Origin of the sequence: Brevundimonas diminuta (assembly GCF_039673845.1) — a bacterium.
In the GTDB taxonomy this organism is placed as follows: Bacteria; Pseudomonadota; Alphaproteobacteria; order Caulobacterales; family Caulobacteraceae; genus Brevundimonas; species Brevundimonas diminuta_E.
Genome location: NZ_JBDJMK010000011.1, coordinates 54,711 through 77,705, shown reverse-complemented (window position 1 = coordinate 77,705; position 22,995 = coordinate 54,711). Strand labels below are relative to the sequence as shown.

The window sequence follows — 22,995 nt, the reverse complement described above, 5'->3', positions numbered from 1 at the left end:
TTGCCTGAAATAAATTTTTCAATCGGGGCGTCCGTGAAGACTATAATTACATACGGAACCTTTGATCTTTTCCACGTTGGTCATCTTAGACTTCTGGAGCGTGCAAGATCTCTTGGGGACAGGTTGATAGTTGCTGTCTCTACAGATGAGTTCAATTCAATCAAGGGTAAAAACACTGTTATACCCTACTCTTCTCGAGCTGAGATTGTTGCTGGCCTTAGTTGTGTCGATGTTGTCATTCCTGAAATTTCATGGGACCAGAAAATTCAAGATATCCATAAGTGGTCAGTAAGTTCTTTCGTTATGGGTAGTGACTGGTCTGGAAAGTTTGACCATCTAAAAAATCATTGTGATGTAATATATCTCAATCGTACCAATGGTGTGTCAACAACAATGATTAAGAAGTTTTTTTCTTCGGATGAAGTAAATTTCTCTGACGATGGGATACTTTTGAGTCGATGATGAAATCTGTTAAGGCGTATCTTTTTTCATCAGAACAAAAGGATAAATATTGCCTATCGCCCATTCATAATGGGCTGGCTGATTATTTTGAATCTGTAGCATCTTTATCTTTTGACAACATCTGCGACGAGATGGCTGAATTTTCTGTGGCTGAATGCCCGGTAGCCGTCTTCTCATCGATTTCAGCGTATGACTTCGCTAAATTTATCAGAGGCGGACGTCCGTTTATCTCAATCGGCCTGGAACATGGTGTCGCTCCGTTCAAAGGATATACCTATAATTCGCGCTTTCTTGAGTATGACTGCTATATATCGCCTACTCGGATGTGGGCTGATCGGCTTGCAAGACTGCATCCTCGATATGCGAAGAAATTCGCTCACATCGCCTATCCGCGTATCGATGACCTTTCGGACCTGGCGAAGCAACCATGGCCGGTACATTCTGCTTGGGGAAAGGCACCCGCAGCCCAGCGCGATCTGGTCATTCTGTCCTGGGGTGTGAATTTCTCAACCCTTCGCCGGCTGCCGGACCGTGAGGGGGTCGTCTACCTTGTTCATCCGTCCATGTGGAAGGCGGCGGCTCGAACCAAGCTGTCGCATGCAAGGATTGTTGTCTCCGAGCCCGATGTAGCGGCCAGCCTCGTGTCGCAGGCATCTCGTATCTTTGGAGATTTCTCATCTATGACGTTGGAGGCTGCGTTGTTGAACAACCAGACCTTCATGTTTGTGGACCGCCGTTTCTATGGATCGGATTGCGATCTTGCGCCTGAGTTCTTTGATCGAGCTCACGATGGGTTTGGCAGTGTGCAACATACGGGCTTTGCATTGCCGAAAAAGTACGTGCTGGATCTGCAAGGCGTATGTGATGCGCTGGGCGGGCAGTATCCTGAGCCCGAGGCTGCTGTAGCGTCTTGGGCGCCTTCTGGAATGTTGCCTGAGTTATCAGGAGATCAGGGCGCTCGTGCTGCGGCGGTGATAGCCAGCGTTGTTAAGGGGCTCTGGGAGGAGAAACGCGAACTGGCCTGCATGTCGCCTAATTTGCTGGCGATGAAAGTCGTCGATGCGGCCTATCGGGAAGTTCTGGGACGTCAGCCCGATTATCCGGCGGCCTTGGCGCATGCGCGAAACTGGTTAGCGAGCGATGCGCCTCGCCCAGCAAAGACGCTCAGTCTTTATAATACATTTGCTCAGAGCGCCGAGGGCAAGAGGCGTTGGGAGGCTGGCAACTTCAACCTGCCTGAACTCAAACTTGAGCTTATGGCGGGCGATGCCGTGAAGGCCAGTCAATAGCTGTGTTGTCTTCACTAAGCGCCTTCATACACTCTTAGGTTGTTTTTGGAATCGTCATCGCGTCAGGAGACGTGACGATGATAAGCGGGAACTCGAGAGAAAGCGGAAATCGGGATGGCGTCGCGGCGATAGAATTCGCCATCGTCGGCCCTGTGTTCATCCTGCTGCTGGTCGGGATGATCGTGTACGGCGGCTGGTTCTGGATGGCTCATTCCGTCCAGGCGGCTGTGTCGGAGGGCGCGCGGGCGGCGGTGGCCGGGCTGGACGCCGCCGAACGTGAGCAGTTGGCGGTCAGCGTCGTCCGCACGCAGTTGAAGGATCTGGGGCTGAAGGCGACCGATGCGGCTGTGGCCGTGCGGGCCGAGCCCGGCGTGGTCCGGGTCGAGGTCGCCTATGACGCGGCCCGGCATCCGTTGATGGCCCTGGCGCCTCTGACGGTTTCGCCGCCGCAGACCATTCGCCGTTCCGCTGTCATCCGCGTGGCGGAGCGCTGAGATGGGCCTGCGCGCAAAACTGGCCGACGACCGCGGCGGCGTGGCGATCATGGCGGCCGTTGGCGGGGCCCTGATCTGTGTTGTGGCGGCCTTCGCCGTCGATCTGGGCTCCATGGTGTTGAAGGGGCGCGAGGTGCAGGGAGCGGCCGATCTTTCGGCTCTGGCGGCGGCGCAGACCCTGTCGCAGCCCCTGTCGCGCACCGAAGCGGCCGCGCGCGATATCGCCGGGGCCAATCTGGCGGATCTGGCCGGGACGCAGGTTCAGGTGGGGACCTACACCCCCGACAAGCGGCTGAAACCCGCCCAGCGTTTCGCCCCCACGCAGGGCGTTCCGGCTAACGCCGCCCGCGTGACCCTGACGGCGCCCGCGCCGCTGTATTTCGGCCGGTGGATCATGGGGCGCGACAGCCTGACGGTGTCCCGGTCCGCGACGGCGGCCCTGCCGACTGATCCGCCCGCCGCCATGTTCTCGATCGGCTCGCGGCTGGCGGGGGTGGACGGCGGACTGGCCAACGCCCTGTTGTCCAGTCTGTTGGGCAGTCAGGTGTCGCTGACGGCGATGGATTATCGCTCGCTGGCGGATACGCGGATCAATCTGCTGCAATTCTCGGACGCCCTGGCGGTCGAACTGGGGGTCAAGGCGGGCGATTATGACGCCCTGCTGGCCCATGAGGCCCGCACCGGTCAGGTGTTGAAGGCGCTGGAGGCCGTGGCCGGATCAAGCGGAAAAAGCGTGCTGGGCAAGCTGACGCGCCTGCCCGCCAACGCCGTGCTGAAACTGGACCAACTGATCGGCGTCGATGCGGACGCACGGCAGGGACTGCGCCGCGGTCTGGATGCTCAGGTGTCGGCCATGGACCTGTTGATGGCGACCCTGCAGACCGCCAATCAGGACCGGCAACTGGCGCTGGATGTCGGCGCGCGCACGGGGCTGGCCGATCTGGAGATCATGCTGGGGATCGGAGAGCGGCCCAATCGTTCGCCATGGCTGACGGTGACAGGCTCGGGCGACGTGATCATCCGCACCGTGCAGACGCGGCTTTATCTGGAAGCGACGGCGCTGGATAAGGCGCCGTTGATCGGCCCGCTGTTGAACCTTCTGGCTGAGGTAAAGGTCCCGATCCTGATCGAAGCGGCCAGTGCGGAAGCTCGCCTGAAGGACATTCAATGCGAGGGGACGCCGCGTGTCAGGGTCGAGGCGCGTTCGGGCGTGGCGCGGGTGCGGCTGGGCGAGATCGAGAAGAAGAATCTTCGTGACTTCAAGTCGGAATTGAAGGTCAAACCCGCGACCCTGCTGCGTATCCTGCTCATTACGGTTGAAGGCAGCGCCGACATCCAGATTGCTGATCTGGACTGGAGCGAGCTGCGGTTCAGCGGCTCGGAGATCGGTTCTGCCACGCCCAAGAGCGTGCGTTCAAAGGGGTTCGTGAACGGCTTGATCGTGACCCTGCTGCGCGATCTGAAACTGACGGCGCTGGGCATACCCTTGCATCTGGTCACCGCGCCGCTGGCGGCAGTCCTGACGCCTTTGGGCCCAGTGCTGGATGCCGTGGTTCAGCCCTTGCTGGAGCTGTTGGGCGTCAGGCTGGGCGAGGCGGACGTGTGGGTGCACGGCGTCCGCTGTCCGAATCAGGGCGGGATTCCGCAACTGGTCGGCTGATGCCCGGCGAAGGGTCGGGCGATCAGCCTTCGGCGGGCCGCAGGCCGTTGGCGGCGTTCTGCACCTCGCCGGGGCGGCGCTGGCCGCCGGCGGCGATGATGCGGTCGATGCGGGCCTTTTCGGCGCGGAAGGCGGCCAGATCGGCGCCCGCCAGAACGGTGCCTTCCTGGGTCTTGATGCCGGCCGGATTGATCCGCTGACCGTTGCGCCAGATCTCATAGTGCAGGTGCGGCCCGGTCGAGGCGCCGGTCGAGCCGACATAGGCGACGACCTGACCTTGCGACACGCGCTGGCCCGCGCGCATGCCCGAGGCGTAGCGCGACAGGTGGCCGTAACCGCTTTCCAGCCCATTGGCGTGGCGGATGCGCAGCCAGTTACCATAGCCGCCCCAGCGACGGGCCTCGACCACCACGCCGTCGGCGGGCGCCACGACGGGCGTGCCGGTGGCGGCGGCGAAGTCCATCCCCTGGTGCATCTTGCGATAGCCCGAGATGGGGTGGGTGCGGACGCCGAAGTTGGAGCTGACGCGGCGGAAGTTCTGCAGCGGCGTGCGCATCATGGCCGTGCGCGTGTTCTTGCCGGTGGCGTCGAAATACTGGGGCGTCTTCGAGCCGGCGGGCTGGAAGCGATAGAAGGCGTGACCCTTCAACTCGGCATAGAGCAGTTCGCCGGTTTCGACGGTGCGGCCCGATTCCGTCACCGTGCGGTCGAAGACGAGGGTGAACTCGTCCGACGCCTTCACGTCGCGCTGCATGTCGAACTTGTGCGCGAACAGCTGGCTGGCGCGGCGCACCACGGCCGAGGTGGCGCCCAGTTCGCGGGCGCTGGCCGACAGGGAACGCTGCACCTTGTCGTTGGCGACGACGGTTTCCTCGGTGATCTTTTCGTCCAGCGAGCGCAGGCGCAGGGCGCCGTCGAAGCTGCGCGAGACGGTCAGCTGGCTGGCCGGGCCGGTGCGCATGGTCAGGCCGATCAGGCGGGCGTCGCCCATGCCGCCGCGCGGCTTGGATACGGCGGTCTCGAATCGCAGGCCCGCGCGCATGTCCTTCAGGTCGAAGGCGCTGGCGACGGTGTCGGCCACGGCCTTGGCCTCATCGGCGCCGATGCCGGTGCGGCGCACGGCCTGTTCAAAGGTTTCGCCGCGACGGATCTGGACGGGAATGGCTTCCGGCGTGGTCATGCCGACCGGGGCGGCGGCGGCGGCGTAGGCCTGCGCCTCAAGGGATTCGATCTGTTCCGCGCTGAGCATCGGAACTTCCTCGGCCTTCACCTGTTCATACCCACGACCGGCGAGCAGGGCGATGCCCAGGGCGGCGCAGGTCGTAAGCAGGTGCGGCGCAAGCCTGACAGGCTGGCGGCGAGGATCGAACTGAGCCATGATTCCCCGGCAAGTCGGCGACGCTTTCCGCGCCAAAACAGTCGAATCTCGTCGCGTCTCCAGGTCCCCCCAGCGAACGCGAAGCGAGCCGTATAGCCCGCCTGTCCCATCTTGGGAAGATACTATGTTACGATTGGTTAACGGCTTTGCGGGGGCCTTGAGTAATTTCCTGTATAACGCGAGTTATTCATGAGGCTTCGCCTTCTTCCTGACGTGGCGAACAGGTAGTGGCGCAGGCGACACGTTACAGTGCCTGTTCTGCAACGACTGTTGTCGCAGGACGTTATGTGGCGTTGTGCCTTCCCCTGTGCAGTTGAGCCCGCCCGCGCCCGTGACCGACGACCTTGCTTCTCCGGACGCTCCTGACGGAGCCCCTGCTTCCCGTGGCGCGCCGTCCGGCAGGGGCAGGCGCCGATCGCGCCTGTGGCTGACGGCGCGGGTGCTGCTGATCCTGCTGGCTCTGCTGCTGGTGCTGGCGGCGACGCTTTATCTGAACCGACGGGCGGCGGCGCGCGAACTTCTGGTCGGCTGGCTGGACCGCAAGGGCATAGACGCCGATGTCGAGGTCGAGCGGCTGGAACTGAACGGCTTTGTCGGCAAGGTCTCCATCGGCGATCCGAAAGATCCCGACTTCAAGGTCGAGCGGGTCGAGGTCGATTACGCCGTGGGCATGCCGTGGTCCAAGGCGGGTCTGGGGGTCACGCCCAGCCGGGTCCGCATGGTCCGACCGATCGTCCGCGCCTCATGGAAGGAGGGGAAGCTGTCGCTGGGCAGCCTCGATCCCCTGATCGAGGAATTCACCGGCAAGCCGCCCAAGCCGGATTCCCGCGCCCCGCTGATCATCATCGAAAAGGGGCAGGCGCGGGTCGACACCGAATATGGCCCGGTGCGCCTGCTGGCCGATGCGCGGCTGGACGACGGGCGGTTGCTGCGCCTGTCGGCCCGGATGCCTGCCGGCTCTCTGAAAAGCGGGGATGTCGAGGCGCGCGCTCTGGGCGGAACGCTGGAGGCGACGACGACAGGCGACCGACTGGCGGTCGAACTGAATCTTGCGGCGGACCGCGTCGCCGGGGCGCAGGGCGCGGGCGAAGGCGCGGCCCTGCACCTGAAGGGCGCCTTGCCCTATCCCGACGCCAAGGCGGAGCGCAGCCAGGGCGCGGTCGCCCTGACCGGACGGTTCACGGCGGACCGGGCGACGGGCGACGCGGGACGGCTGGAGGCGCGCGCGCTGGCCGCCGATCTGGCCTTCGACGGGCAGGTCGAGGGCTGGCTGAACCGCTTCAGCCTGTCGGGCCGCACCCGCGCGGGCGTCGTCGCCGGTCGGGTGGCTGACGGGCAGATGCAGGCGCAGTCGCTGAACCTGTCGCTTGCGGGCGCCGATGTGACGGTCACTGGCGGCAATGAGGCGGATGAAACGCGCTGGCGCCTGACCGGGCCGGTGAAGATGGGCATGGGCGCCGGACGCGCGGGCGATGCGCGGCTGGACGGCGTCACGGTCGAGACGGCCATGCTGCGCGCGGGCGGCCATGATGCGGCCTTTGAGATCAAGGCGCCGCTGACGGTGCGGGCGGGCGCGCTGCGCACCCTTGAGGTCAACCTGCGCGGCGCCTCCGGAACGGTCGATCTGGACGTGGTGCGCGACGGGGTGACGCGGATCGAGGCGCAGGGCGGCCTGCGCGCCGATCATGTGGCCCTGACCGCGCTGGGCGCGCCGGTCGCGGACGACCTGCCGGAAATGGTCGCCCTGAAACGCAGTCTGGGCGACTTCGCCCTTAACGCCCCGCGCGTGCGTTTCATCAGCCACAACGCCGGGCTGGAGATCGCCCTGCCGCAGCCGGTCACGGCGCGGCCCGCCAATGGCGGCGAACTGCGGCTTCAGGCGCATGGCAGACCCCTGTTCGCCTCGGGCGCAGGCGGCGGGGCGGCGACCCTGATCGCCACGCGCGGCGGGGGGCTGCCGGACGCCCGTTTCGAAGGGATCGACTGGCGGCTGACGCCTGGCGGTTTCGCGGCGCGGCTGAAGGGGCGGGCGGCGCTCGACTTCGGCCCGGCGCGGAACATCGCCTTCAGCACCGACGGCGAGCTGGCCTCGAACGGCGGGCGCCTGACCTATGTGGCCAACAGCTGCATCCCATTGAGCGTCGAGCGGCTGGATCTGGGCGAGAACGCTTTCGAGGCTCTGTCTGGCAAGGTCTGCCCCACCTCCTCGCCCCTGTTCGCCAGTCAGGGCGGCGTCTGGCGGGCGCAGGCGCGTCTGCTGGAAGTGGCGGCGACCGCGCCGTCGTTCGACATCGCCCTGTCCGACGCCGAGGGCGCGCTGACGCTGGACGGCGCGGCCAAGGGGCTGGGCATGCGCATCGGCGTGGACAAGGGGACGGTGACGGACACCGCCGATCCCGCCCGCTTCATGCCGGTTCAGGCGGCGGGCGAGGCGCGGCTGGCGGACGATGTCTGGACGGCGGGCTTCGACCTGTCGCGGCTGGGCCACGCCATCGGCCGGGTCGATGTGCGCCACGACGGCAGGGTCGAGGCGGGCGGCGCGGTCATTTCGGCGCCGGACCTGACCTTCACCGAGCATGGGCTGCAGCCGGACGATCTCAGCCCGCTTGTCGCCGACTATGTGAAGCCGCCGGTCGAAGGTTCGGCCGGGTTCGAGGGGCGATTCGACTGGACCGCCGGGACCCTGACCAGTTCGGGCGTCCTCAATGTGCCGGACCTCGACTTCACCAGCCCGGCGGGCAAGGTTCAGGGCCTGAAGGGGCGGGTGGAGTTCACCAGCCTGGCGCCCCTGATCACTGCGCCCGACCAGAGGCTGACGATCGACCGGGTGCAGACGGTGACGCCGCTGACCGACATGCGATTGTCGTTCGGGCTGGACGAAAAGGTCCTGACCATCGGCGGCGGCGAGATCATGGCGGCGGGCGGCCGCATCAGCATCGAGCCGCTGACCCTGCCGCTGACGCCGGGCGAAGGCTGGGGCGGCGTCGTCGTGGTCGAGGGCGTACAGTTGAACGAACTGCTCAAGAGCGCCAATCTTCAGGACAAGGCCGAGTTCGACGCCGTGGTGTCGGGCCGTCTGCCCTTCACCTATGACCCGAAGGACGGCTGGCGCATCGTCGGCGGGGTGTTGAGCGGGGTGCGGCCCGGCCGCCTGTCGATCCAGCCCGAGGTGTTCGACGATCTGGCCGCTGGCGGCGGCGGCGATCCCAATGTGCCGCCCAACACCATGCAGGATCTGGCCTATCAGGCGATGCAGGATCTGGCGATCAGCGACCTGACCGCTGAGGTCAACAGTCTGGACGGCGGCCGTCTGGGCGTCCGGTTCCGTATCAACGGGCGCCATGATCCGCCCCAGCGCGAGGAGCTGCGGCTGACCTTTATGGAGCTGATCCGCCGCGACTTCCTGAACAAGAAGCTGAATCTGCCGTCGGACACGCCCATCGACCTGACGCTGGACACCAGCTGGAACGCCAACCAGATCGTGTCCGACCTGCTGGAATATGCGCGCCGGGGCGAGACGCCCGTGCTGACGACGGACGAAACGCCTTGATGCAAGGCCCCGCTTTGTTCAGAACCCATTCACCCGTCATGGCGTTAGATCGCCATGACCTTCCCGCGTCGCCTTTGGAGATTGGCCCACATGAAAAGGCCTGAGATCAGCAAGCGGCACTTCGCCGCCGTCTTCGGCCTCGCCGCCGCCAGTCTTTCCGCCGTCAGCCTGGCTGCCTGCGCGCCCACGGTGAACATCAAGTTCAGCGAGCCGTTGCAGATCTACGCCAAGCTGGACGCCGATATCCGCATCAAGCTGGACCAGGAACTGCAGAACCTGCTCCGCGAAAACCCCAACCTGTTCTGATACGAAAGGGGGCTTTAGACATGACTTACCGCAAACTCTTCGTCGCCGTGGCCGCTGTGGCCGCACTGGGCGTCGCCGCCGGCGCCGCCGTGGCACAGACTGCCTCGCAGAAGGCTCTGGTCGATCAGGCCAAGGCCGCCGGAACCGCGGGCGAGCAGGCCGACGGCTATGTCGGCGTGCGCACCTCGGTCGATGGCGACACCCAGGCCGCCATCAGCGCGACCAACGCGGGCCGCCGCCAAGCCTACGCCCGCAGCGCCTCCGAAGCCGGCACCTCGGCCGAAGTCGCCGGGGCCCGGATGTTCGAGACGCAGCTGTTGCCGCGCATCAGCTCGGGCCAGTGGTACAAGAACGCCCAGGGCCAGTGGGTCCAGCGCTAGGCTGAACCATGACCACGACCCCCAGAGGCGGGCGCCTGTTCCGGCTTCTGCGGTCGTTGATTCTCGCCGTCTGCATTTCGGCCGTCAGCACGCTTGGGCTGGCGGCCTATTGGCGTCTGATCGGCGGCGGAGAGATGAGCCTGCACGGCTGGATCGCCATGGGGCTGGGCGTGCTGGGCACGGTCGGTCTGGCGTGGGGCCTGATGGCGCTGGCCTTCCGCTCTGACCGCGACGGCTGGGACGATCAGGTCGACAACAGCTTCGACCCGGGCATAGAGGGCGCCGAGGACCGCAAGGACGACGACCTCTATTACTAAACGATCAGGCTGCTGCTTCGGCGCGCCCGGTCAGGGCGGGCAGGAACAGGCCGCGCGTCAGGGCCGCCACTACCGGCACGGCCACGGCGTCGCCCATCAGCTTCAACGCGGCGCTCTCGCTTGAGGGCAGGCGGTAGGCGTCGTCGACGCCCATCAGCCGCGCCGCCTCGCGCCCGGTCAGGCGGCGCAGGGCGACCTGACCGTCCTCGACGATGACGACATACTGGCGCGACGACCCGCCCGAGGGCGTCCTCAGACAGCCCGCCAGCCCGTCGAAGCGCATTTCCAGCCGTTGCAGCTTGCGCCCGTCCTTAACCCGCACCCGGCGGAAGGCCGCGCCGACGCGTCGCTCGCCCGAGGCCTGAATCGCTTCCAGCCGCGCCCGGTGCAGCGGCGACAGCATGGCCAGCAGGGTCCGGGTCTGCGCCTCGTCGAAACAGGAAACACCCTCTTCCAGCACCGCCGCCAGATCGAGGTTGCGGTGCGGCGGCGTCTCCAGCCGCCACCACGCCCAGTTCGCCTTGACCGCTTCGGGCAGGCGCGCGTGGACGGCGATCAGGCGGGGCGAGTGGAAGGGCAGGACGGGCGCGTTCAGGCGCGGCCCCTCGGCGCCCCGCATGGCGATGATGAACAGGCGCGGGCGCGACTGGGGCAGCCACAGCCCGGCGTCGATCTCCAGCGCGCCGACGGTATAGCCCGCCTCGCCCATGGCGCCGCAGACGGCGGCGAAGTCCTGTCCCTCGCCCGAGGTCAGCAAGCCGATGACGTTCTCCAGCACGATGATGTGCGGGGCGCGCCCCTCGGCGTCCAGCCCCTGCATCAGCCGCCAGAAGCCCCAGAAGGCGCCCGAACGCTGGGCCTTCAGCCCGCCGCGCGCCCCCGCCAGACTGACGTCCTGACAGGGTGAAGAGGCCCAGCACAGGTCCGGCGCGCCGGGGATCTGATCGGGCGTCACGGTCCAGACGTCGCCGTGAATCAGCGGCGTATCCGGGTGGTTGGCTCCAAAGGCGCGCGCCTTGGCCGCGTCGATGTCATTGGCCAGAACGGTGCGGAACCCGGCGCCGTCCAGATGCAGGCCCAGACCCGCCAGCCCGCCGCCCGCAAAGAACTCGCAGGCCGTGAAGGCGGCGTCCGGGTTCGTGGCTGGGGCGGGGCGAATCGTCATGCCGCGACTGTAACCCAGGCGCGCGGCTTTGGCGCCTGTCTTGACGGCGTGGCGGCAAACCGTGACCCTGCCCGCGAACTCCAGAAAGGATCGCCCATGCGCGCCGTCATCCTGTCCGCCGCCGCCCTGTCTCTGGCTTTGGCCGCCTGTTCCCAGCCTGCCGGAAAGGCGCCGGACGCCGCCAAGGCCGAGCCGCGCGCCCTGGCGGGCGTCGATCTGGACCAGCCGGTGCGGGTGCTGGGCAATGAGCCCTTCTGGGCGGTGGACATCAAGCCGGAAGGCCTGACCTATTCCGGCCTCGACCGGGCCGAGCAGAAGGCCGCCAATCCCGGCCCGGCGCTTCAGGGCAATCTGGCCAGCTGGACCTCGAAGACCGAGGCAGGGAACGATCTGGTCGTCACCCTGACCGCGACCGACTGCTCGGACGGCATGAGCGACCGGACCTATCCCCTGACCGCCAAGGTCGAGATCGGGGGCGAGACCCTGACCGGTTGCGCCGCCGCCACGGCCGCGATCGAGCGCGCGGGCGAGAGCGGCCGCGTCGAGTAAGGCCAAGCTGGCGCCGGGCTTGCACTGACCCCTTCAGCGCGGCCGGGCTGTCCCCGGTCGGTCCACCGGCCAGGATGATCCCATGACGCCCTTTGCGACGCCGATCGACATCCGTCCCCTGACTTCGCTCAGGTTCCTCGCGGCCATTTGGGTCGTGGTCTATCTGATGTGGCCCAATCTGGCGGTTGGCGGGATGCCTGCTCTGGCCGCCAAGGGTTATCTGGGCGTCGAGCTGTTCTTCGTCCTGTCCGGCTTCATCCTCAGCCACGTCTATCTGCAGGCGTTCGGCGAGAAGCGGTTCGGCTACAGGGGCTTTCTGTGGGCGCGGATCGCGCGGATCTATCCGCTGCACCTGTTCACCCTGTTCGGCGTCATGGCGCTGGGGCTGGCAGCGACGGCGGCGGGCATGGCCATCGATTCCGGCATTCTCAGCTGGAAGACCCTGCTGCCCAATCTGTTGATGCTCCACGCCTGGGGCTTCGCCGGCGAGGCGGGCTGGAACCATCCGTCCTGGTCGATCTCGGCGGAGTGGTTCGCCTATCTGACCTTCCCCGTCTTCGCGGCCGCCGCATGGAAGCTGCGGAACCGGCCGTGGCTAGCGACGGGGGCGGCGGCCCTGTTGCTGGCGGCGCTCTATGTCGGCTTCGAGCGCGTCGCGGGCTATCGCCTGACCGAGGCCACGTTCAAATGGGGGGCGCTGCGGATCGTGCCCTGCTTCGCCTATGGCTGCGCCCTCTATCTGGTCTATCGTCGGGCGCCCCTGCCGCGCGCGGGTCTGCTGGCTCTGGCGGCGGCGACCGTCATGATCCTCAGCGCATCGCTGATGAGCTGGGACGGGATCACCGTCCTGTCGGGCGGCCTGCTGATCCTGGCCCTGGCCAGTATTCCTCAGGCGAAGGCGGGGGTTCTGGGCTCGGCGCCCGCCGTCTATCTGGGAGAGATCAGCTATGCGGTCTATATGCTGTGCGCCCCGTGGCAGATTCTGGCGGTCAATGTCGTCGCGCGCCTGATCGGGGCTGAAGACAAGCAACTGCCGCTGATGGTGTGGCTGGCGATCATCGCCGGACTGATTGTCGCCGCCGCGATTATTCATCGGCTGATTGAGCGGCCCGCCCGCAGTTTCCTGCGCGGATGGGCGCGGCAGCGTCGATCATCTGTGGATCAACAGGGGAAACAGTCGGAAACAGTTCTTCAACCTTCTGAGCCTATCGTCTAAGGCTTGTCCGCGTTCAGTCGGGAGCACGCCAGATGATGAAACGGCTCACAGCCGCCGCCCTTGCGGCAAGCCTAGGCTTTTTCGCCTTCACCACGACCCCGGCCCAGGCCGGCGATCCCTACTGGCAGTGCGTGACCTTCGCACGGATGTTCTCCGGGATTCAGATCTTCGGCGACGCCTGGACCTGGTGGCGTCAGGCCGTCAGCAAGTTCCGCACCGGCGACGCGCCCGAAACCGGCTCGGTCCTGGTGTTCCAGCCTCACGGTCGGATGAGCGCGGGCCACGTGGCCGTCGTCTCCGACGTCCTGACCGACCGGGTGATCCGCGTCACCCACGCCAACTGGGGCGGCAGCCGCGGCAAGGTTGAGGAAAACGTCACCGTCGTCGACGTCTCCCCCGCTGGCGACTGGAGCCGGGTGAAGGTCTGGTACAACCCGATCAACGATCTGGGCACGACGGTCTATCCGACCTACGGCTTCATCTATAACGGCGCGCGCGAAGCCTTCGCCAATGGCCGCCAGATGGCCGCCAGCGCCGCCGCCGAAGACCGCGCCGCCAACTAGGCTTTACGCGACAAAAAGGGTCTGGCCCCGTCCGGCTGATCGGGCGATAGCTGGGGCATGACCCAAGACAACGATATTCGCGGACACGCGATCGAGACGGCCCGGCATGAGCCGCAGGGCGTGACCTATGCGGGCTATCTGACGCTGGACCAGCTGCTGTCCGCCCAGAATCCGCGCTCCGATCAGCATGATGAAATGCTGTTCGTCATCATCCACCAGACCAAGGAGCTGTGGCTCAAGCAGATCCTGCACGAGGTGGCGCTGGCCCAGACGCTGGTCCGTGCGGGCGATCTGGTCCCCGCCTATAAGAGCCTGGCCCGTGTCAGCCGCATCCAGTCGGTGATGACCCAGAGCTGGGACATCCTGGCCACCATGACGCCCGCCGACTACCTGAAGTTCCGCGGCGATCTGGGCGCCAGCTCGGGCTTCCAGAGCGATCAGTTCCGCCGTCTGGAGACGATGCTGGGCCTGAAGGACCCGCGCTTCCTGCGCTTCCACGCCGAGCGGCCCGAGGCCCATGCGGCGCTGAAGGCCGCGCTGGAATCGCCCAGCCTTTATGACGACGCCCTGCGCCAGCTGGCCCGCGCGGGCCTGCCGGTGCCGGGCGCCGTGCTGAACCGCGACGTCAGCCTGTTCTATGAAGCCGATGAAGGCGTCGAGGCCGCATGGCTGGAGGTCTATCGCGACACCGAGCGCTGGTGGCCGCTATATCAACTGGCTGAAAAACTGGTCGATCTGGACGACGCTCTTCTGACGTGGCGGCACAAGCATGTGGTCACGGTCGAGCGCATCATCGGCCGCCGTCAGGGCACGGGCGGCACCGACGGCGTTGGCTATCTGGTCGAGACGCTGAAACGACGCTGTTTCCCCGAACTCTGGTCGTTGCGCACCAAACTGTAGAGCGCGGTCAGATCGGCAACCTTCGCCGCTGGCATGGGTTCACCTGTGCGAACGGCAACGGAGGTTTCCGATGAGCGGCAACAGTCACGACATCAAGGTCCTCAACGGTCTGGTCGAGGGGCTGATCGACAGCGCCGACGGCTATCATCAGGCGGCGGTCGAGGCGTCAGACGGCGCATGGCGCGGCTGGTTCGAGGCGCGGGCGGCCGAGCGGCGCCGTCTGGCCGATGATTTCAAGGCGGCGGTGCGTGAACGCGGCGGCTCGCCTGAAGAGGACGGCTCCATTCTGGCCAAGGCCCAGCGCGCCTTCATGGACGTGAAGAACGCCCTGCTGCGCAACGACGCCTCGGTGATGGACACGGTTGAGCGGGGCGAGACGCAGTTGAAAGCCCGTTTCGACCGTGCACTGGCGGACGAGGCCCTGTCCGCCACAACGCGCGAGACGATCCGCCGCGCCCATGCCGAGGTGCAGCAGGGGCATGAGCAGCTGAGGGGCCTGAAACAGACCTGAACCCCTCTTTCTCCCTCCCCGTCCCGGGGAGGGTGGTCGCGTAGCGACCGGGTGGGGAGGGCAGGGTGATCCTTGGCTCGACGTGATCCTTGGCTCCATGTGATTTTAGCCGCGATGAGGGTCTGGCCTCGGCGTTTGAATAGCCTTGCCGCCCCCACCCGGCTTCGACTTCGTCTCAGCCACCCTCCCCGGGACGGGGAGGGAGAGGCGTGGCGCCTGCACATTCTCAAGCAGCGAGCCGCCGCGCGGCGAGCGTCAGCACATTAAAAAAGCCCCGGCGTTTCCGCCGGGGCTTTTGATCTTCAGCGCGAAGCCGAAGCCTGAAATCAGGCCTCGTCGCCGGCCTTCTCGGCGGTGCCGGTGGCCGGGACGGCGACCTTGCGGGCCGTCTGACGCTCGGCGATACGGGCCGACTTACCGCGACGGTCGCGCAGGTAGTACAGCTTGGCGCGACGCACGACGCCGCGACGCTTCACTTCGATGGAGTCGACGTTCGGCGACAGGATCGGGAAGCGACGCTCCACGCCTTCACCAAACGAAATCTTGCGGACCGTGAAGGTCTCGTTCACGCCGCCGCCGTCACGGGCGATGCAGACGCCTTCGAACGCCTGGATGCGTTCGCGCTCGCCTTCCTTGATGCGCACGTGGACACGCAGGGTGTCGCCGGGCTGGAAGTCGGGGATGGTCTTGCCTTCGAGCAGGCGAGCTTTTTCTTCGGCAGCGAGCTGCTGGACGATGTTCATAGTGTCTCTCCGGAGCTTATTTGCTCTTTAGCTGTAAGTTGGCGAGATGCCGCTCCCAGAGATCCGGGCGCCGCTCCCGCGTGGTCGTTTCCCTTTGCTCCTGACGCCATCTGGCGATCTTCTTGTGATCGCCTGACAACAGGACTTCCGGGATATCGTGGCCCTCGAACGTCCGCGGCCTGGTGTACTGCGGATGCTCAAGCAGGTCGTCCTCGAAGCTCTCGGTGGACAGGCTTTCCGCCGCACCCAGAACCCCCGGAACCAACCGGACGCACGCCTCGATCGCCACCATGGCCGCCGCCTCGCCGCCGGCGAGCACCGCGTCCCCGACGGAGACCTCCTCGAACCCGCGGGCGTCGAGCACCCGTTGATCCACCCCCTCGAAACGGCCGCACAGGACGACGATGCCGTCGGCCCTGGCCCATTCCGTAACCCGCGCCTGCGTCAGGGGCCTGCCGCGTGCGCTCATGTACAAAAGCGGCCGGGATGGGCCTTCCAGGCTGTCGAGAGCCCTGGCCACCACGTCCGCTTTCAGCACCTGACCGGGACCGCCACCCGCAGGGGTGTCGTCCAGGAAGCCGCGCTTATCTTCGGAAAACGCGCGAATGTCCAGCGTCTGCAGGTCCCACAGCCCCTTCTCGCGCCAGGCGGTGCCGATCAGCGACACCCCCAGCGGTCCGGGAAAGGCCTCGGGAAACATGGTCAGGACGGTGGCGGTAAAGGGCATGGCGGCGGCTCATACACCAGAATGGCGGAATTCACACGGCCGCCCTCTCCCGGCGAGAGAGGGCTTGAGCCTCCAAGAGCGACGCGATTGGCTAAGGCGACCCGAAGAGCGGCGCGGAGCAGCCAAAGGGTGAGGGGGGCCGTCAGTCGGCGCAAGCCGTAGCGCGACGGCCTTCGCCCGACTTCAGCCGTGAACCCTCACCCTTTCGCGCAAGAACGATCGCTGACGCTCTCGTGCGCTCAATCCCTCTCCCACCGGGAGAGGGACTCGCGTGTGGCCTTAGTTCGGCTTGCCGCCGCCGGCGGCCAGCCAGGCGTTCACCTGATCTTCCAGCACGTCCAGCGGCACCGAGCCGTTGCCCAGGACCACGGCGTGGAAGTCCTTGATGTCGAAGCGGTCGCCCAGGGTCTGGCGGGCCTTTTCACGCAGTTCCTCGATCTTCAGCTCGCCGATCTTGTAGCTGGTGGCCTGGCCGGGGTTGGTGATGTAGCGCTCGACTTCCTTCTGGATGTCGCGCTCGGACAGCAGGGAGTTGTGGCGGAAGTAGTCCATCGCCTGCTCGCGGCTCCAGCGCTTGGCGTGCAGGCCGGTGTCGGTCACCAGACGCACCGCGCGCCACAGCTCGGTCGAAAGGCGGCCGAAGTCGGAATAGGGGTCCTGATAGAAGCCCATCTCCTTGCCCAGACGCTCGGCGTACAAGCCCCAGCCCTCGGCATAGGCGCCGTAGCCGCCGAACCGGCGGAAGCTGGGCAGGCCGTCGATCTCCTGCGCATAGGCGATCTGGAAGTGGTGGCCCGGCGCGCCCTCGTGATAGCTGATGCCTTCGATCTGGGGCTTCAGCACCTGCGTCATGTCGGACAGGTTGACGTAGTAGATGCCCGGACGCGTCCCGTCGGCCGACGGCGAGTTGTAGAAGGCGATGGAGGCGGTCGCCTCACGGAACGGCTCGACCGCGCGCACTTCCAGGGCCGCCTTCGGCAGGTCCGAGAACCACTGCGGCGCGATCTCCATGACCTGGGCCACGAAGGCGCGGGCGTCGGTCAGATAGGTTTCCTTGCCCTCTGGCGTGTTCGGATACTGGAACTGCGGGTCGGTCTTCAGGACGTGGAAGAACTCCTGCAGCGTGCCGGTGAAGCCGATGCGCGCCTTGACCACCTCCATCTCGCGCTGGATGCGGGCGACTTCGTCCAGGCCGATCTGGTGGATCTGGTCGGCGGTCAGGTCGGTGGTCGTCGAGAGCTGAAGCTTGGCGTTGTAATAGGCTTCGCCGTTGGGCAGGCGCCAGACGCCGCCGTCGCTGTCAGCCCGGCTCTGCACCTGACCCAGGGCGGTCAGAACGGTGTCGAAGCCGCGCTTGTACGGGCCGGTCAGGGAGGTGCGGGCCGAGGCCAGCAGGCGGTCCTTCGTGGCCTGATCGGCGTTCAGGGCGCCGACCTTGGTCTGGAAGTCGGCCCAGACCGGGTTGTCCGCGCCGCCGTCGAACGGGGCGCCTTCGATTACCGACCGGGTGTTCTCGATCGAGGGTTCAAAGACGAAGCGCGGCGAGACGACGCCCTTGTCGGCGCGCGCCTTCAGGGTGTCGGCGACCTGACCCATATAGCGCTCGGCGGCGTTCAGGCGGGCGACATAAGCCTCGGCGTCGGCGACGCTGCCGATGCGGTGGTTGTTGATCAGAAAGACCGGCAGGCTGGTCGTCGGGTTGCCGTTGGCGGCGAACTGGAAGCCCCAGTCGCGCCACTGGTTCGACAGGCGGGCCTGCTGGACGCCGTGCTCGAACAGGCGCCAGGACATGCGGCTCTGGGCGCTGAGTTTGTTCGGGTCGAACTGGGCCTTCATCTGGGCCAGCTGGGCTTCCTGCAGGGCCAGCGCGCGCTCGGCGGCGGCGTCGGAGACGTCGTCCAGCTTGTCATAGTCGGTCTTGCGGCCCAGCGAGGTCATGCGCTGGGGGCTGAGGGCCATGCGCGCCTCGAAGGCTTCTTCAAAGAAGGCGTTGAGCCGGGCGTCCTCGCTCTGGGCCGGGGCGGCGACGGCGGCGGGCGCGGCGCCTTCGGCCATGACGGCAGGCGCAGCGGCGCAGAGCGCCAGAACGGCGGCGGATGAAATCAGAAGACGACGCATGAGCAGGAACCCCCTCGGTACAATGCGGGCGCACTCTTTCGCGAAGCGTGACGGGAAGCAAGCCGCGAGGGTGATTGAGGTGAAGATGGAGACGCCCACCCTCTCCCGGCGGGATAGGGCTTGAGCGCACGACGACGAAGTCGTCGTTCTGGCGCGTAAGGGTGAGGGGTTGAGGCGTCAGTCGGCGCAAGCCGTCGCGCCACGGCCTTCGGCTGACTTCACCCGCGAACCCTCACCCTTTGGCTGCTGCGCCGCCCTTCGGATCGCCTTAGCCAATCGCTTCGCTCTTGGAGGCTCAATCCCTCTCCCGCCGGGAGAGGGCGTGCCTTATCTGCCCCGCAAATCGGTGATCGTTCGGCCCGGCGCGATCTGTTCGGCGTCGGTGATCAGATGGATCAGGGCCGGGCGACCGCCCGCCGCTGCCTCGCGCGCCGCCGCCAGAGCGGCTGGGAAGTCGCCGGTCGTCTCGCACCGCACAGCGAAGGCGCCGAAGGCCTCGGCGAACTTCACGAAGTCGGGGTTCTTCAGCTCGGTGGCGATGACGCGCGTCGGATATTCCCGCTCCTGGTGCATCCGGATGGTGCCGAAGGTTCCATTGTCCACGACCACGACGATGACGCCCAGCCCGTACTGGGCGGCGGTGGCCATCTCATTGGCGCTCATCATGAAGTCGCCGTCGCCGGCGACGCAGACGACCTCGCGCGACGGCTGGACCACCTTGGCCCCCAGCGCCGCCGGATAGCCATAGCCCATGGCGCCCGAGGTCGGGGCCAGCTGGGTGCGACGGGCCTGATGGCGGTGGAAGCGGTGCAGCCAGGCGGCGAAGTTCCCCGCGCCGTTGGTGATGATGGCGTCTTCGGGCAGGGCGTCGGCCAGATGGGCGATGACCTCGCTCATGTTGACTGCGCTCTGGACCTCGATGGGCGCGGAGAAGGTCAGGAAGTCGGCATGGGCCGCCGCGCCCTGATCGGTCCATGTCCGGCCCGGCTCGACAGTCGCCAGCGCCAGCGCGGCCAGCGAATTATCCGCCGCCGCCGACAGGGCGGGCGCCCAGACGCGGCCCAGCTCTTCCGGCCCCGGATGGATGTGGATCAGGGTCTGCGCCGTCTTCGTCCGGTCCAGCAGAGTGTAGCCCTGCGTCGGGTTCTCACCCATGCGCGCGCCGATGACCAGCAGCAGGTCTGCCTCCTTGACCCGCGCCACCAGCTTGGGGTTCGGACCGAGGCCCAGGTCGCCCGCATAGGCGGGGTGGTCGTTGCGGATCAGATCCTTGCGGCGGAAGGACAGGGCGACCGGCAGGCCTAGCCGTTCGGCCCAGCCGGACATCGCGTCGGTCGCTTCATCGGTCCAGCCCGAGCCGCCAAGGATCAGCATGGGCCGCTCGGCGCGGCTCAGGCGTTCGCGCACCTGTTCGACGAAGGCCGGGTCCAGCGCGGCTTTTGCCGGGACCACAGGTCGAAGCGGCGACGGCCCGCCGTCCTCATGCAGAATGTCTTCGGGCAGGGCGACGACGACCGGCCCCATGCGGCCCTGTTGCGCGGTGGCGAAGGCGCGCTCGACAACCTCGACGGTGCGTTGCGGGCTTTCGATTTCGGTCGCCCATTTGGCCAGTCCGCCGAAGACCTCGCGGTAGTCGACCTCCTGAAAGGCGCCGCGGCCCCGATCGGTCAGGGCGATCTGGCCGACGAACAGGATCATCGGCGTCGAATCCTGATGCGCCGTATGCACGCCGATGCTGGCGTGGGTCGCGCCCGGGCCGCGCGTGACCATGCAGACGCCGGGGCGGCCCGTCAGCTTGCCATAGGCCTCTGCCATGTTGGCGGCGCCCGCTTCATGGCGGCAGACGATCACCTCGATCCTGTCGCGCACGTCGGCCAGGGCGTCGAGCACGGCCAGATAGCTTTCGCCCGGTACGCAGAAGACCTTGTCGACCCCGTTCATCACCAGGGTTTCGACCAGACGGCGGGCGGCGGTTCCGGAAGCTTGCGTCATATGTTCGCCGTTAGCAGATTGAAGGTTATGTTGGCCATGCAACCTTATGGCCAAGCTTCACGTTGAAGCCGCTTATCGATCCACGGGGATTTCATCATGCGCAAGCTTATCGTTCTGGGCGTCATCGCCGCAGCTCTGACCACCGCCGCCTGCAACACCGTCGCGGGCGTGGGTCGTGACGTCTCGGCCGTGGGTCAGGCCGTGGCCTCGACCTCGGAACGCGCCAAGAACTGACGCCGGTCTTTCGGGTCGGGCCGTCGCCGGTCGCCTTGTTTTACGTTTCGGCGGCAAAACCGCCAAAGACTTCCGTTATGCTGACGCTCTAACCGGAGGAGTGAACATGGGACTTCTGGACAATATCCTGGGCGGCCTCGGCGACGGCGCCGCCGGCGGCGTGGCCGACCTGCTGAAAAGCCAGGGCGGCGTGGCGGGCCTAAGCGAAAAGTTCGGCCAGAACGGGCTGGGCGATGTCGCGGCCTCGTGGATCGGCAAGGGCGGCAACGCCGCGATCAGCGCCGAGCAGATCGCGGCCGTTCTCGGCTCTGGCCCCATCGCCGACTTCGCCAAGAAGCTGGGCGTTTCGCCGGAACAGGCCAGCGCCACTCTGGCGGCTCTGCTGCCGCAGGTCGTCGACCGCCTGACGCCGAACGGCTCGGCCGAGGGTGCGGACGACATGCTGGGTGGTCTTTTGAACAATCTGCCGGGCGGCCTCGGCGGCGCGTTGGGCGGCCTGTTCAAGCGGTAAAGGCGAGACGCCAAAAGCTGCCTTTTTTCTTTCCGTCATCCTCGGGCTTGACCCGAGGATCGGACTTTCCGCCCGCTCGACGGTGGCCGGCTAGGGCGACAGTTGCGGGGCCTCTACATGCCGCTGCAGAGCCGACGGCTCGATCCTCGGGTCAAGCCCGAGGATGACGGCGAGCAGGGGTGAGGCGGCGCTAGGCCTCCGTCTCATAGGTGACGCCCGTCAGATAAAGCCCGTCTGACGGCGCCACTGTCCCACAGCGGGCGCGGTCCTTCGCCGCCAGCGCAGCGGCCAGATCATCGGCGCTCCAGCGGCCGAGGCCGACCTCGGCGATGCTGCCCGCCATCGAGCGCACCTGTCGATGCAGGAAGCTGCGCGCCTCGAACACCAGATGCACCTCTTCGCCGACGCGGGCGACACGGGCCACGTCCAACGTCTTGACGGGGCTGGCCGCCTGACAGGCGGCGTCGCGGAAGGTGGTGAAGTCGTGCTGGCCGATCAGGGCCTGCGCCGCCGCGTGCATGGCTTCGGCGTCCAGCGGCCTGCGGACGTGCCAGACGCGGCCCCGGTCCAGCGCCGGGCGGCCCGGCCGGTTCAGGATGCGATACAGGTATTTGCGCCCGGTCGCGGTGAAGCGGGCATGCCAGTCGTCGCTGACCGGCGTACAGTCCAGCACCGCCACCGCCTCCTTCACCAGATGGGCGTTCAGGGCGTTCATCACCGTCTGCGCGGGCCAGTCGCGCTCCAGATCGACATGGCAGGTCTGGCCCGTGGCGTGGACGCCGGTGTCGGTGCGACCGGCGGCGGCGATGCGCACCCTCTGGCCGCTGAAGGCGGTGATGGCCGTCTCGATGGCGCCCTGCACGGTCGGCTGGTCGGTCTGGGCCTGAAAGCCGTTGTAGGCCGAGCCGTCGTATTCAACGGTGAAGCGATACCGGGGCATTACCCTTGGGGGCCGCGATCAGAAGGCTCCGCCTTCTCGACCCGACGCGGCCCGTCCAGAACGGTTCCGGCGGGGATGGGGTAGCCTCGTAGCATTTCGTCGGCGGCCTGCGCGGCCTTGCCGGGGCGCTGCACGCGGGTCAGGCGCACCGCGCCGGTTCCGCAGGCGATGGTCAGGGCGTCGTCCAGCACCTGACCGGGCGCGCCTTGCTCGTCAGCCAGCACCGACATCAGCGCCTTGATGCGCACCGGCTCGCCGTCGGCCTCGACCTCGAACCAGGCGCCGGGGAAGGGCGACAGGCCGCGGATGTGGGCGTCCACCTCGGCGGCTGGGCGGGTCCAGTCGATGCGGGCTTCGGTCGAAGTGATCTTCTTCGCATAGGTCGGCTCGCCCGCCTGCTGCGTCTCGGTGAAGCCGCCGCGCTCGATGGCGGCCAGGGCGCGGGGCCACAGGGCGGCGCCGACATGGGCCATGCGGTCGCCCAGAGAGGCCGCCGTATCGTCGGCGTGGATGTCCATCAGTTCCGACAGGATGATGGCGCCTTCGTCCAGCCCTTCGCTCATCCGCATGATCTGGACGCCGGTCTGGCGATCCCCGGCCATGATGGCGCGCTGGATCGGGGCGGCCCCGCGCCAGCGCGGCAGCAGCGACCCGTGCAGGTTGAAGCAGCCCAGGCGCGGCGCATCCAGCACCTCGGGCTTCAGGATCTGGCCGTAGGCGACGACGCAGGCGGCGTCGAGGTCAAGGCTCTGGAAGATGTCGATGGCCTCGGCGGCCTTCATGCTGTCGGGCGTGAAGACGGGCAGGCCCATGGCCTCGGCGAAGGCGTGGACAGGCGACGGCGTCAGCTTCTGGCCCCGGCCCTTGGGGCGCGGCGGCTGCGAATAGACGGCGACGATCTCGTGCCCCGAGGCGATCAGCTCGGCCAGCGACGGCACGGCGAAGTCGGGGGTTCCCATGAAGGCTAGGCGCATGGGCAGGCCTTTAGAC

Annotated in this window: 23 protein-coding genes; 15 read left to right on the top strand and 8 right to left on the bottom strand. The window is 66.7% G+C overall.

From position 1 onward, the window contains the following. Positions 1–33: 33 nt before the first annotated feature. The 4 genes from ABE454_RS13220 (at position 34) to ABE454_RS13205 (ending at position 3,905) form a co-directional block, all read left to right on the top strand. On the top strand, positions 34–462 hold the full coding sequence (locus ABE454_RS13220; protein WP_346532346.1) for an adenylyltransferase/cytidyltransferase family protein: 429 nt from the start codon (positions 34–36) through the stop codon (positions 460–462). Further along, positions 459–1,751 (top strand): hypothetical protein, encoded by a 1,293-nt coding sequence (locus ABE454_RS13215; protein ID WP_346532345.1) that lies wholly within the window; start codon positions 459–461, stop codon positions 1,749–1,751. Before ABE454_RS13220 ends, ABE454_RS13215 begins: the two co-directional genes overlap by 4 nt. Before the next feature lie 77 nt (positions 1,752–1,828). After that, positions 1,829–2,245, top strand: a complete 417-nt coding sequence (locus ABE454_RS13210) for a TadE/TadG family type IV pilus assembly protein (RefSeq protein ID WP_346532344.1) — start codon at positions 1,829–1,831, stop codon at positions 2,243–2,245. 1 nt (position 2,246) lies between these two features. Further along, positions 2,247–3,905, top strand: coding sequence for a TadG family pilus assembly protein (locus ABE454_RS13205; protein WP_346532342.1), 1,659 nt, complete (start codon positions 2,247–2,249; stop codon positions 3,903–3,905). A 22-nt stretch (positions 3,906–3,927) separates the two neighbouring features. Here ABE454_RS13205 and ABE454_RS13200 read toward each other — a convergent pair whose 3' ends face one another. Beyond that, complete coding sequence (locus ABE454_RS13200; RefSeq protein ID WP_346532341.1) at positions 3,928–5,283, bottom strand: M23 family metallopeptidase; 1,356 nt, start codon at positions 5,281–5,283, stop codon at positions 3,928–3,930. Positions 5,284–5,614: 331 nt separating this feature from the next. On the opposite strand from ABE454_RS13200, the gene ABE454_RS13195 reads away from it, so the two are divergent. The 4 genes from ABE454_RS13195 (at position 5,615) to ABE454_RS13180 (ending at position 9,836) form a co-directional block, all read left to right on the top strand. Beyond that, on the top strand, positions 5,615–8,833 hold the full coding sequence (locus tag ABE454_RS13195; RefSeq protein WP_346532340.1) for an intermembrane phospholipid transport protein YdbH family protein: 3,219 nt from the start codon (positions 5,615–5,617) through the stop codon (positions 8,831–8,833). A gap of 90 nt (positions 8,834–8,923) precedes the next feature. Next, positions 8,924–9,139 carry a YnbE family lipoprotein gene (locus tag ABE454_RS13190; RefSeq protein WP_346532338.1) on the top strand — a complete coding sequence of 72 codons (216 nt, stop codon included), beginning with the start codon at positions 8,924–8,926 and terminating at the stop codon, positions 9,137–9,139. Between the two features lie 20 nt (positions 9,140–9,159). Then, positions 9,160–9,519 carry a YdbL family protein gene (locus ABE454_RS13185; protein WP_346532336.1) on the top strand — a complete coding sequence of 120 codons (360 nt, stop codon included), beginning with the start codon at positions 9,160–9,162 and terminating at the stop codon, positions 9,517–9,519. A gap of 8 nt (positions 9,520–9,527) precedes the next feature. Continuing rightward, complete coding sequence (locus ABE454_RS13180; protein ID WP_346532334.1) at positions 9,528–9,836, top strand: hypothetical protein; 309 nt, start codon at positions 9,528–9,530, stop codon at positions 9,834–9,836. Between the two features lie 4 nt (positions 9,837–9,840). On the opposite strand, the gene ABE454_RS13175 is transcribed toward ABE454_RS13180, so the two are convergent. After that, positions 9,841–11,001, bottom strand: a complete 1,161-nt coding sequence (locus ABE454_RS13175) for a DNA cytosine methyltransferase (protein WP_346532333.1) — start codon at positions 10,999–11,001, stop codon at positions 9,841–9,843. Between the two features lie 96 nt (positions 11,002–11,097). Here ABE454_RS13175 and ABE454_RS13170 point away from each other — a divergent pair, with 96 nt between their 5' ends. The 5 genes from ABE454_RS13170 to ABE454_RS13150 all read left to right on the top strand — a co-directional run bounded on the left by ABE454_RS13170 (position 11,098) and on the right by ABE454_RS13150 (position 14,740). Then, positions 11,098–11,550 (top strand): COG3650 family protein, encoded by a 453-nt coding sequence (locus ABE454_RS13170; RefSeq protein WP_346532331.1) that lies wholly within the window; start codon positions 11,098–11,100, stop codon positions 11,548–11,550. Between the two features lie 82 nt (positions 11,551–11,632). Further along, a complete protein-coding gene (locus tag ABE454_RS13165) occupies positions 11,633–12,766 on the top strand; it encodes an acyltransferase family protein (protein WP_346532330.1) in 1,134 nt (377 codons plus the stop codon). 32 nt (positions 12,767–12,798) lie between these two features. Further along, complete coding sequence (locus tag ABE454_RS13160; protein WP_346532329.1) at positions 12,799–13,329, top strand: CHAP domain-containing protein; 531 nt, start codon at positions 12,799–12,801, stop codon at positions 13,327–13,329. Between the two features lie 57 nt (positions 13,330–13,386). Further along, positions 13,387–14,229 (top strand): tryptophan 2,3-dioxygenase, encoded by an 843-nt coding sequence (locus tag ABE454_RS13155; RefSeq protein ID WP_346532327.1) that lies wholly within the window; start codon positions 13,387–13,389, stop codon positions 14,227–14,229. A gap of 70 nt (positions 14,230–14,299) precedes the next feature. Further along, complete coding sequence (locus ABE454_RS13150; protein WP_346532325.1) at positions 14,300–14,740, top strand: PA2169 family four-helix-bundle protein; 441 nt, start codon at positions 14,300–14,302, stop codon at positions 14,738–14,740. Between the two features lie 326 nt (positions 14,741–15,066). Here ABE454_RS13150 and rplS read toward each other — a convergent pair whose 3' ends face one another. The 4 genes from rplS to ABE454_RS13130 form a co-directional block, all read right to left on the bottom strand. Further along, positions 15,067–15,483, bottom strand: a complete 417-nt coding sequence (gene rplS / locus ABE454_RS13145; protein ID WP_346532323.1) for a 50S ribosomal protein L19 — start codon at positions 15,481–15,483, stop codon at positions 15,067–15,069. A 16-nt stretch (positions 15,484–15,499) separates the two neighbouring features. Beyond that, on the bottom strand, positions 15,500–16,210 hold the full coding sequence (trmD, locus tag ABE454_RS13140; protein ID WP_346532321.1) for a tRNA (guanosine(37)-N1)-methyltransferase TrmD: 711 nt from the start codon (positions 16,208–16,210) through the stop codon (positions 15,500–15,502). A 279-nt stretch (positions 16,211–16,489) separates the two neighbouring features. After that, the gene (locus ABE454_RS13135; RefSeq protein WP_346532319.1) at positions 16,490–18,328 is read right to left on the bottom strand and encodes a DUF885 domain-containing protein; all 1,839 of its coding nucleotides are present in this window, start codon (positions 18,326–18,328) and stop codon (positions 16,490–16,492) included. A gap of 327 nt (positions 18,329–18,655) precedes the next feature. Then, positions 18,656–20,320 carry a thiamine pyrophosphate-binding protein gene (locus tag ABE454_RS13130; RefSeq protein ID WP_346532318.1) on the bottom strand — a complete coding sequence of 555 codons (1,665 nt, stop codon included), beginning with the start codon at positions 20,318–20,320 and terminating at the stop codon, positions 18,656–18,658. Positions 20,321–20,416: 96 nt separating this feature from the next. On the opposite strand from ABE454_RS13130, the gene ABE454_RS13125 reads away from it, so the two are divergent. Both ABE454_RS13125 and ABE454_RS13120 read left to right on the top strand, forming a co-directional pair. Further along, complete coding sequence (locus ABE454_RS13125; protein ID WP_346532316.1) at positions 20,417–20,554, top strand: entericidin A/B family lipoprotein; 138 nt, start codon at positions 20,417–20,419, stop codon at positions 20,552–20,554. A gap of 106 nt (positions 20,555–20,660) precedes the next feature. After that, entirely contained in the window at positions 20,661–21,065 is a 405-nt protein-coding gene (locus ABE454_RS13120; RefSeq protein ID WP_430826337.1) for a YidB family protein, read from the top strand. A gap of 190 nt (positions 21,066–21,255) precedes the next feature. On the opposite strand, the gene truA is transcribed toward ABE454_RS13120, so the two are convergent. Further along, the gene (gene truA / locus ABE454_RS13115; RefSeq protein ID WP_346532312.1) at positions 21,256–22,005 is read right to left on the bottom strand and encodes a tRNA pseudouridine(38-40) synthase TruA; all 750 of its coding nucleotides are present in this window, start codon (positions 22,003–22,005) and stop codon (positions 21,256–21,258) included. Continuing rightward, positions 22,005–22,979 (bottom strand): methionyl-tRNA formyltransferase, encoded by a 975-nt coding sequence (gene fmt / locus ABE454_RS13110; protein WP_346532310.1) that lies wholly within the window; start codon positions 22,977–22,979, stop codon positions 22,005–22,007. Before fmt ends, truA begins: the two co-directional genes overlap by 1 nt. Positions 22,980–22,995 lie beyond the last annotated feature (16 nt).

Excerpts from the sequence above, each read along its gene's own strand:
- ABE454_RS13215 (WP_346532345.1), top strand. The coding sequence starts at position 459 with ATGATGAAATCTGTTAAGGCGTATCTTTTTTCATCAGAACAAAAGGAT.
- ABE454_RS13210 (WP_346532344.1), top strand. The coding sequence starts at position 1,829 with ATGATAAGCGGGAACTCGAGAGAAAGCGGAAATCGGGATGGCGTCGCG.
- ABE454_RS13205 (WP_346532342.1), top strand. The coding sequence starts at position 2,247 with ATGGGCCTGCGCGCAAAACTGGCCGACGACCGCGGCGGCGTGGCGATC.
- ABE454_RS13200 (WP_346532341.1), bottom strand. The coding sequence starts at position 5,283 with ATGGCTCAGTTCGATCCTCGCCGCCAGCCTGTCAGGCTTGCGCCGCAC.
- ABE454_RS13190 (WP_346532338.1), top strand. The coding sequence starts at position 8,924 with ATGAAAAGGCCTGAGATCAGCAAGCGGCACTTCGCCGCCGTCTTCGGC.
- ABE454_RS13185 (WP_346532336.1), top strand. The coding sequence starts at position 9,160 with ATGACTTACCGCAAACTCTTCGTCGCCGTGGCCGCTGTGGCCGCACTG.
- ABE454_RS13180 (WP_346532334.1), top strand. The coding sequence starts at position 9,528 with ATGACCACGACCCCCAGAGGCGGGCGCCTGTTCCGGCTTCTGCGGTCG.
- ABE454_RS13175 (WP_346532333.1), bottom strand. The coding sequence starts at position 11,001 with ATGACGATTCGCCCCGCCCCAGCCACGAACCCGGACGCCGCCTTCACG.
- ABE454_RS13170 (WP_346532331.1), top strand. The coding sequence starts at position 11,098 with ATGCGCGCCGTCATCCTGTCCGCCGCCGCCCTGTCTCTGGCTTTGGCC.
- ABE454_RS13165 (WP_346532330.1), top strand. The coding sequence starts at position 11,633 with ATGACGCCCTTTGCGACGCCGATCGACATCCGTCCCCTGACTTCGCTC.
- ABE454_RS13160 (WP_346532329.1), top strand. The coding sequence starts at position 12,799 with ATGATGAAACGGCTCACAGCCGCCGCCCTTGCGGCAAGCCTAGGCTTT.
- ABE454_RS13155 (WP_346532327.1), top strand. The coding sequence starts at position 13,387 with ATGACCCAAGACAACGATATTCGCGGACACGCGATCGAGACGGCCCGG.
- ABE454_RS13150 (WP_346532325.1), top strand. The coding sequence starts at position 14,300 with ATGAGCGGCAACAGTCACGACATCAAGGTCCTCAACGGTCTGGTCGAG.
- rplS (WP_346532323.1), bottom strand. The coding sequence starts at position 15,483 with ATGAACATCGTCCAGCAGCTCGCTGCCGAAGAAAAAGCTCGCCTGCTC.
- trmD (WP_346532321.1), bottom strand. The coding sequence starts at position 16,210 with ATGCCCTTTACCGCCACCGTCCTGACCATGTTTCCCGAGGCCTTTCCC.
- ABE454_RS13135 (WP_346532319.1), bottom strand. The coding sequence starts at position 18,328 with ATGCGTCGTCTTCTGATTTCATCCGCCGCCGTTCTGGCGCTCTGCGCC.
- ABE454_RS13130 (WP_346532318.1), bottom strand. The coding sequence starts at position 20,320 with ATGACGCAAGCTTCCGGAACCGCCGCCCGCCGTCTGGTCGAAACCCTG.
- ABE454_RS13125 (WP_346532316.1), top strand. The coding sequence starts at position 20,417 with ATGCGCAAGCTTATCGTTCTGGGCGTCATCGCCGCAGCTCTGACCACC.
- ABE454_RS13120 (WP_430826337.1), top strand. The coding sequence starts at position 20,661 with ATGGGACTTCTGGACAATATCCTGGGCGGCCTCGGCGACGGCGCCGCC.
- truA (WP_346532312.1), bottom strand. The coding sequence starts at position 22,005 with ATGCCCCGGTATCGCTTCACCGTTGAATACGACGGCTCGGCCTACAAC.
- fmt (WP_346532310.1), bottom strand. The coding sequence starts at position 22,979 with ATGCGCCTAGCCTTCATGGGAACCCCCGACTTCGCCGTGCCGTCGCTG.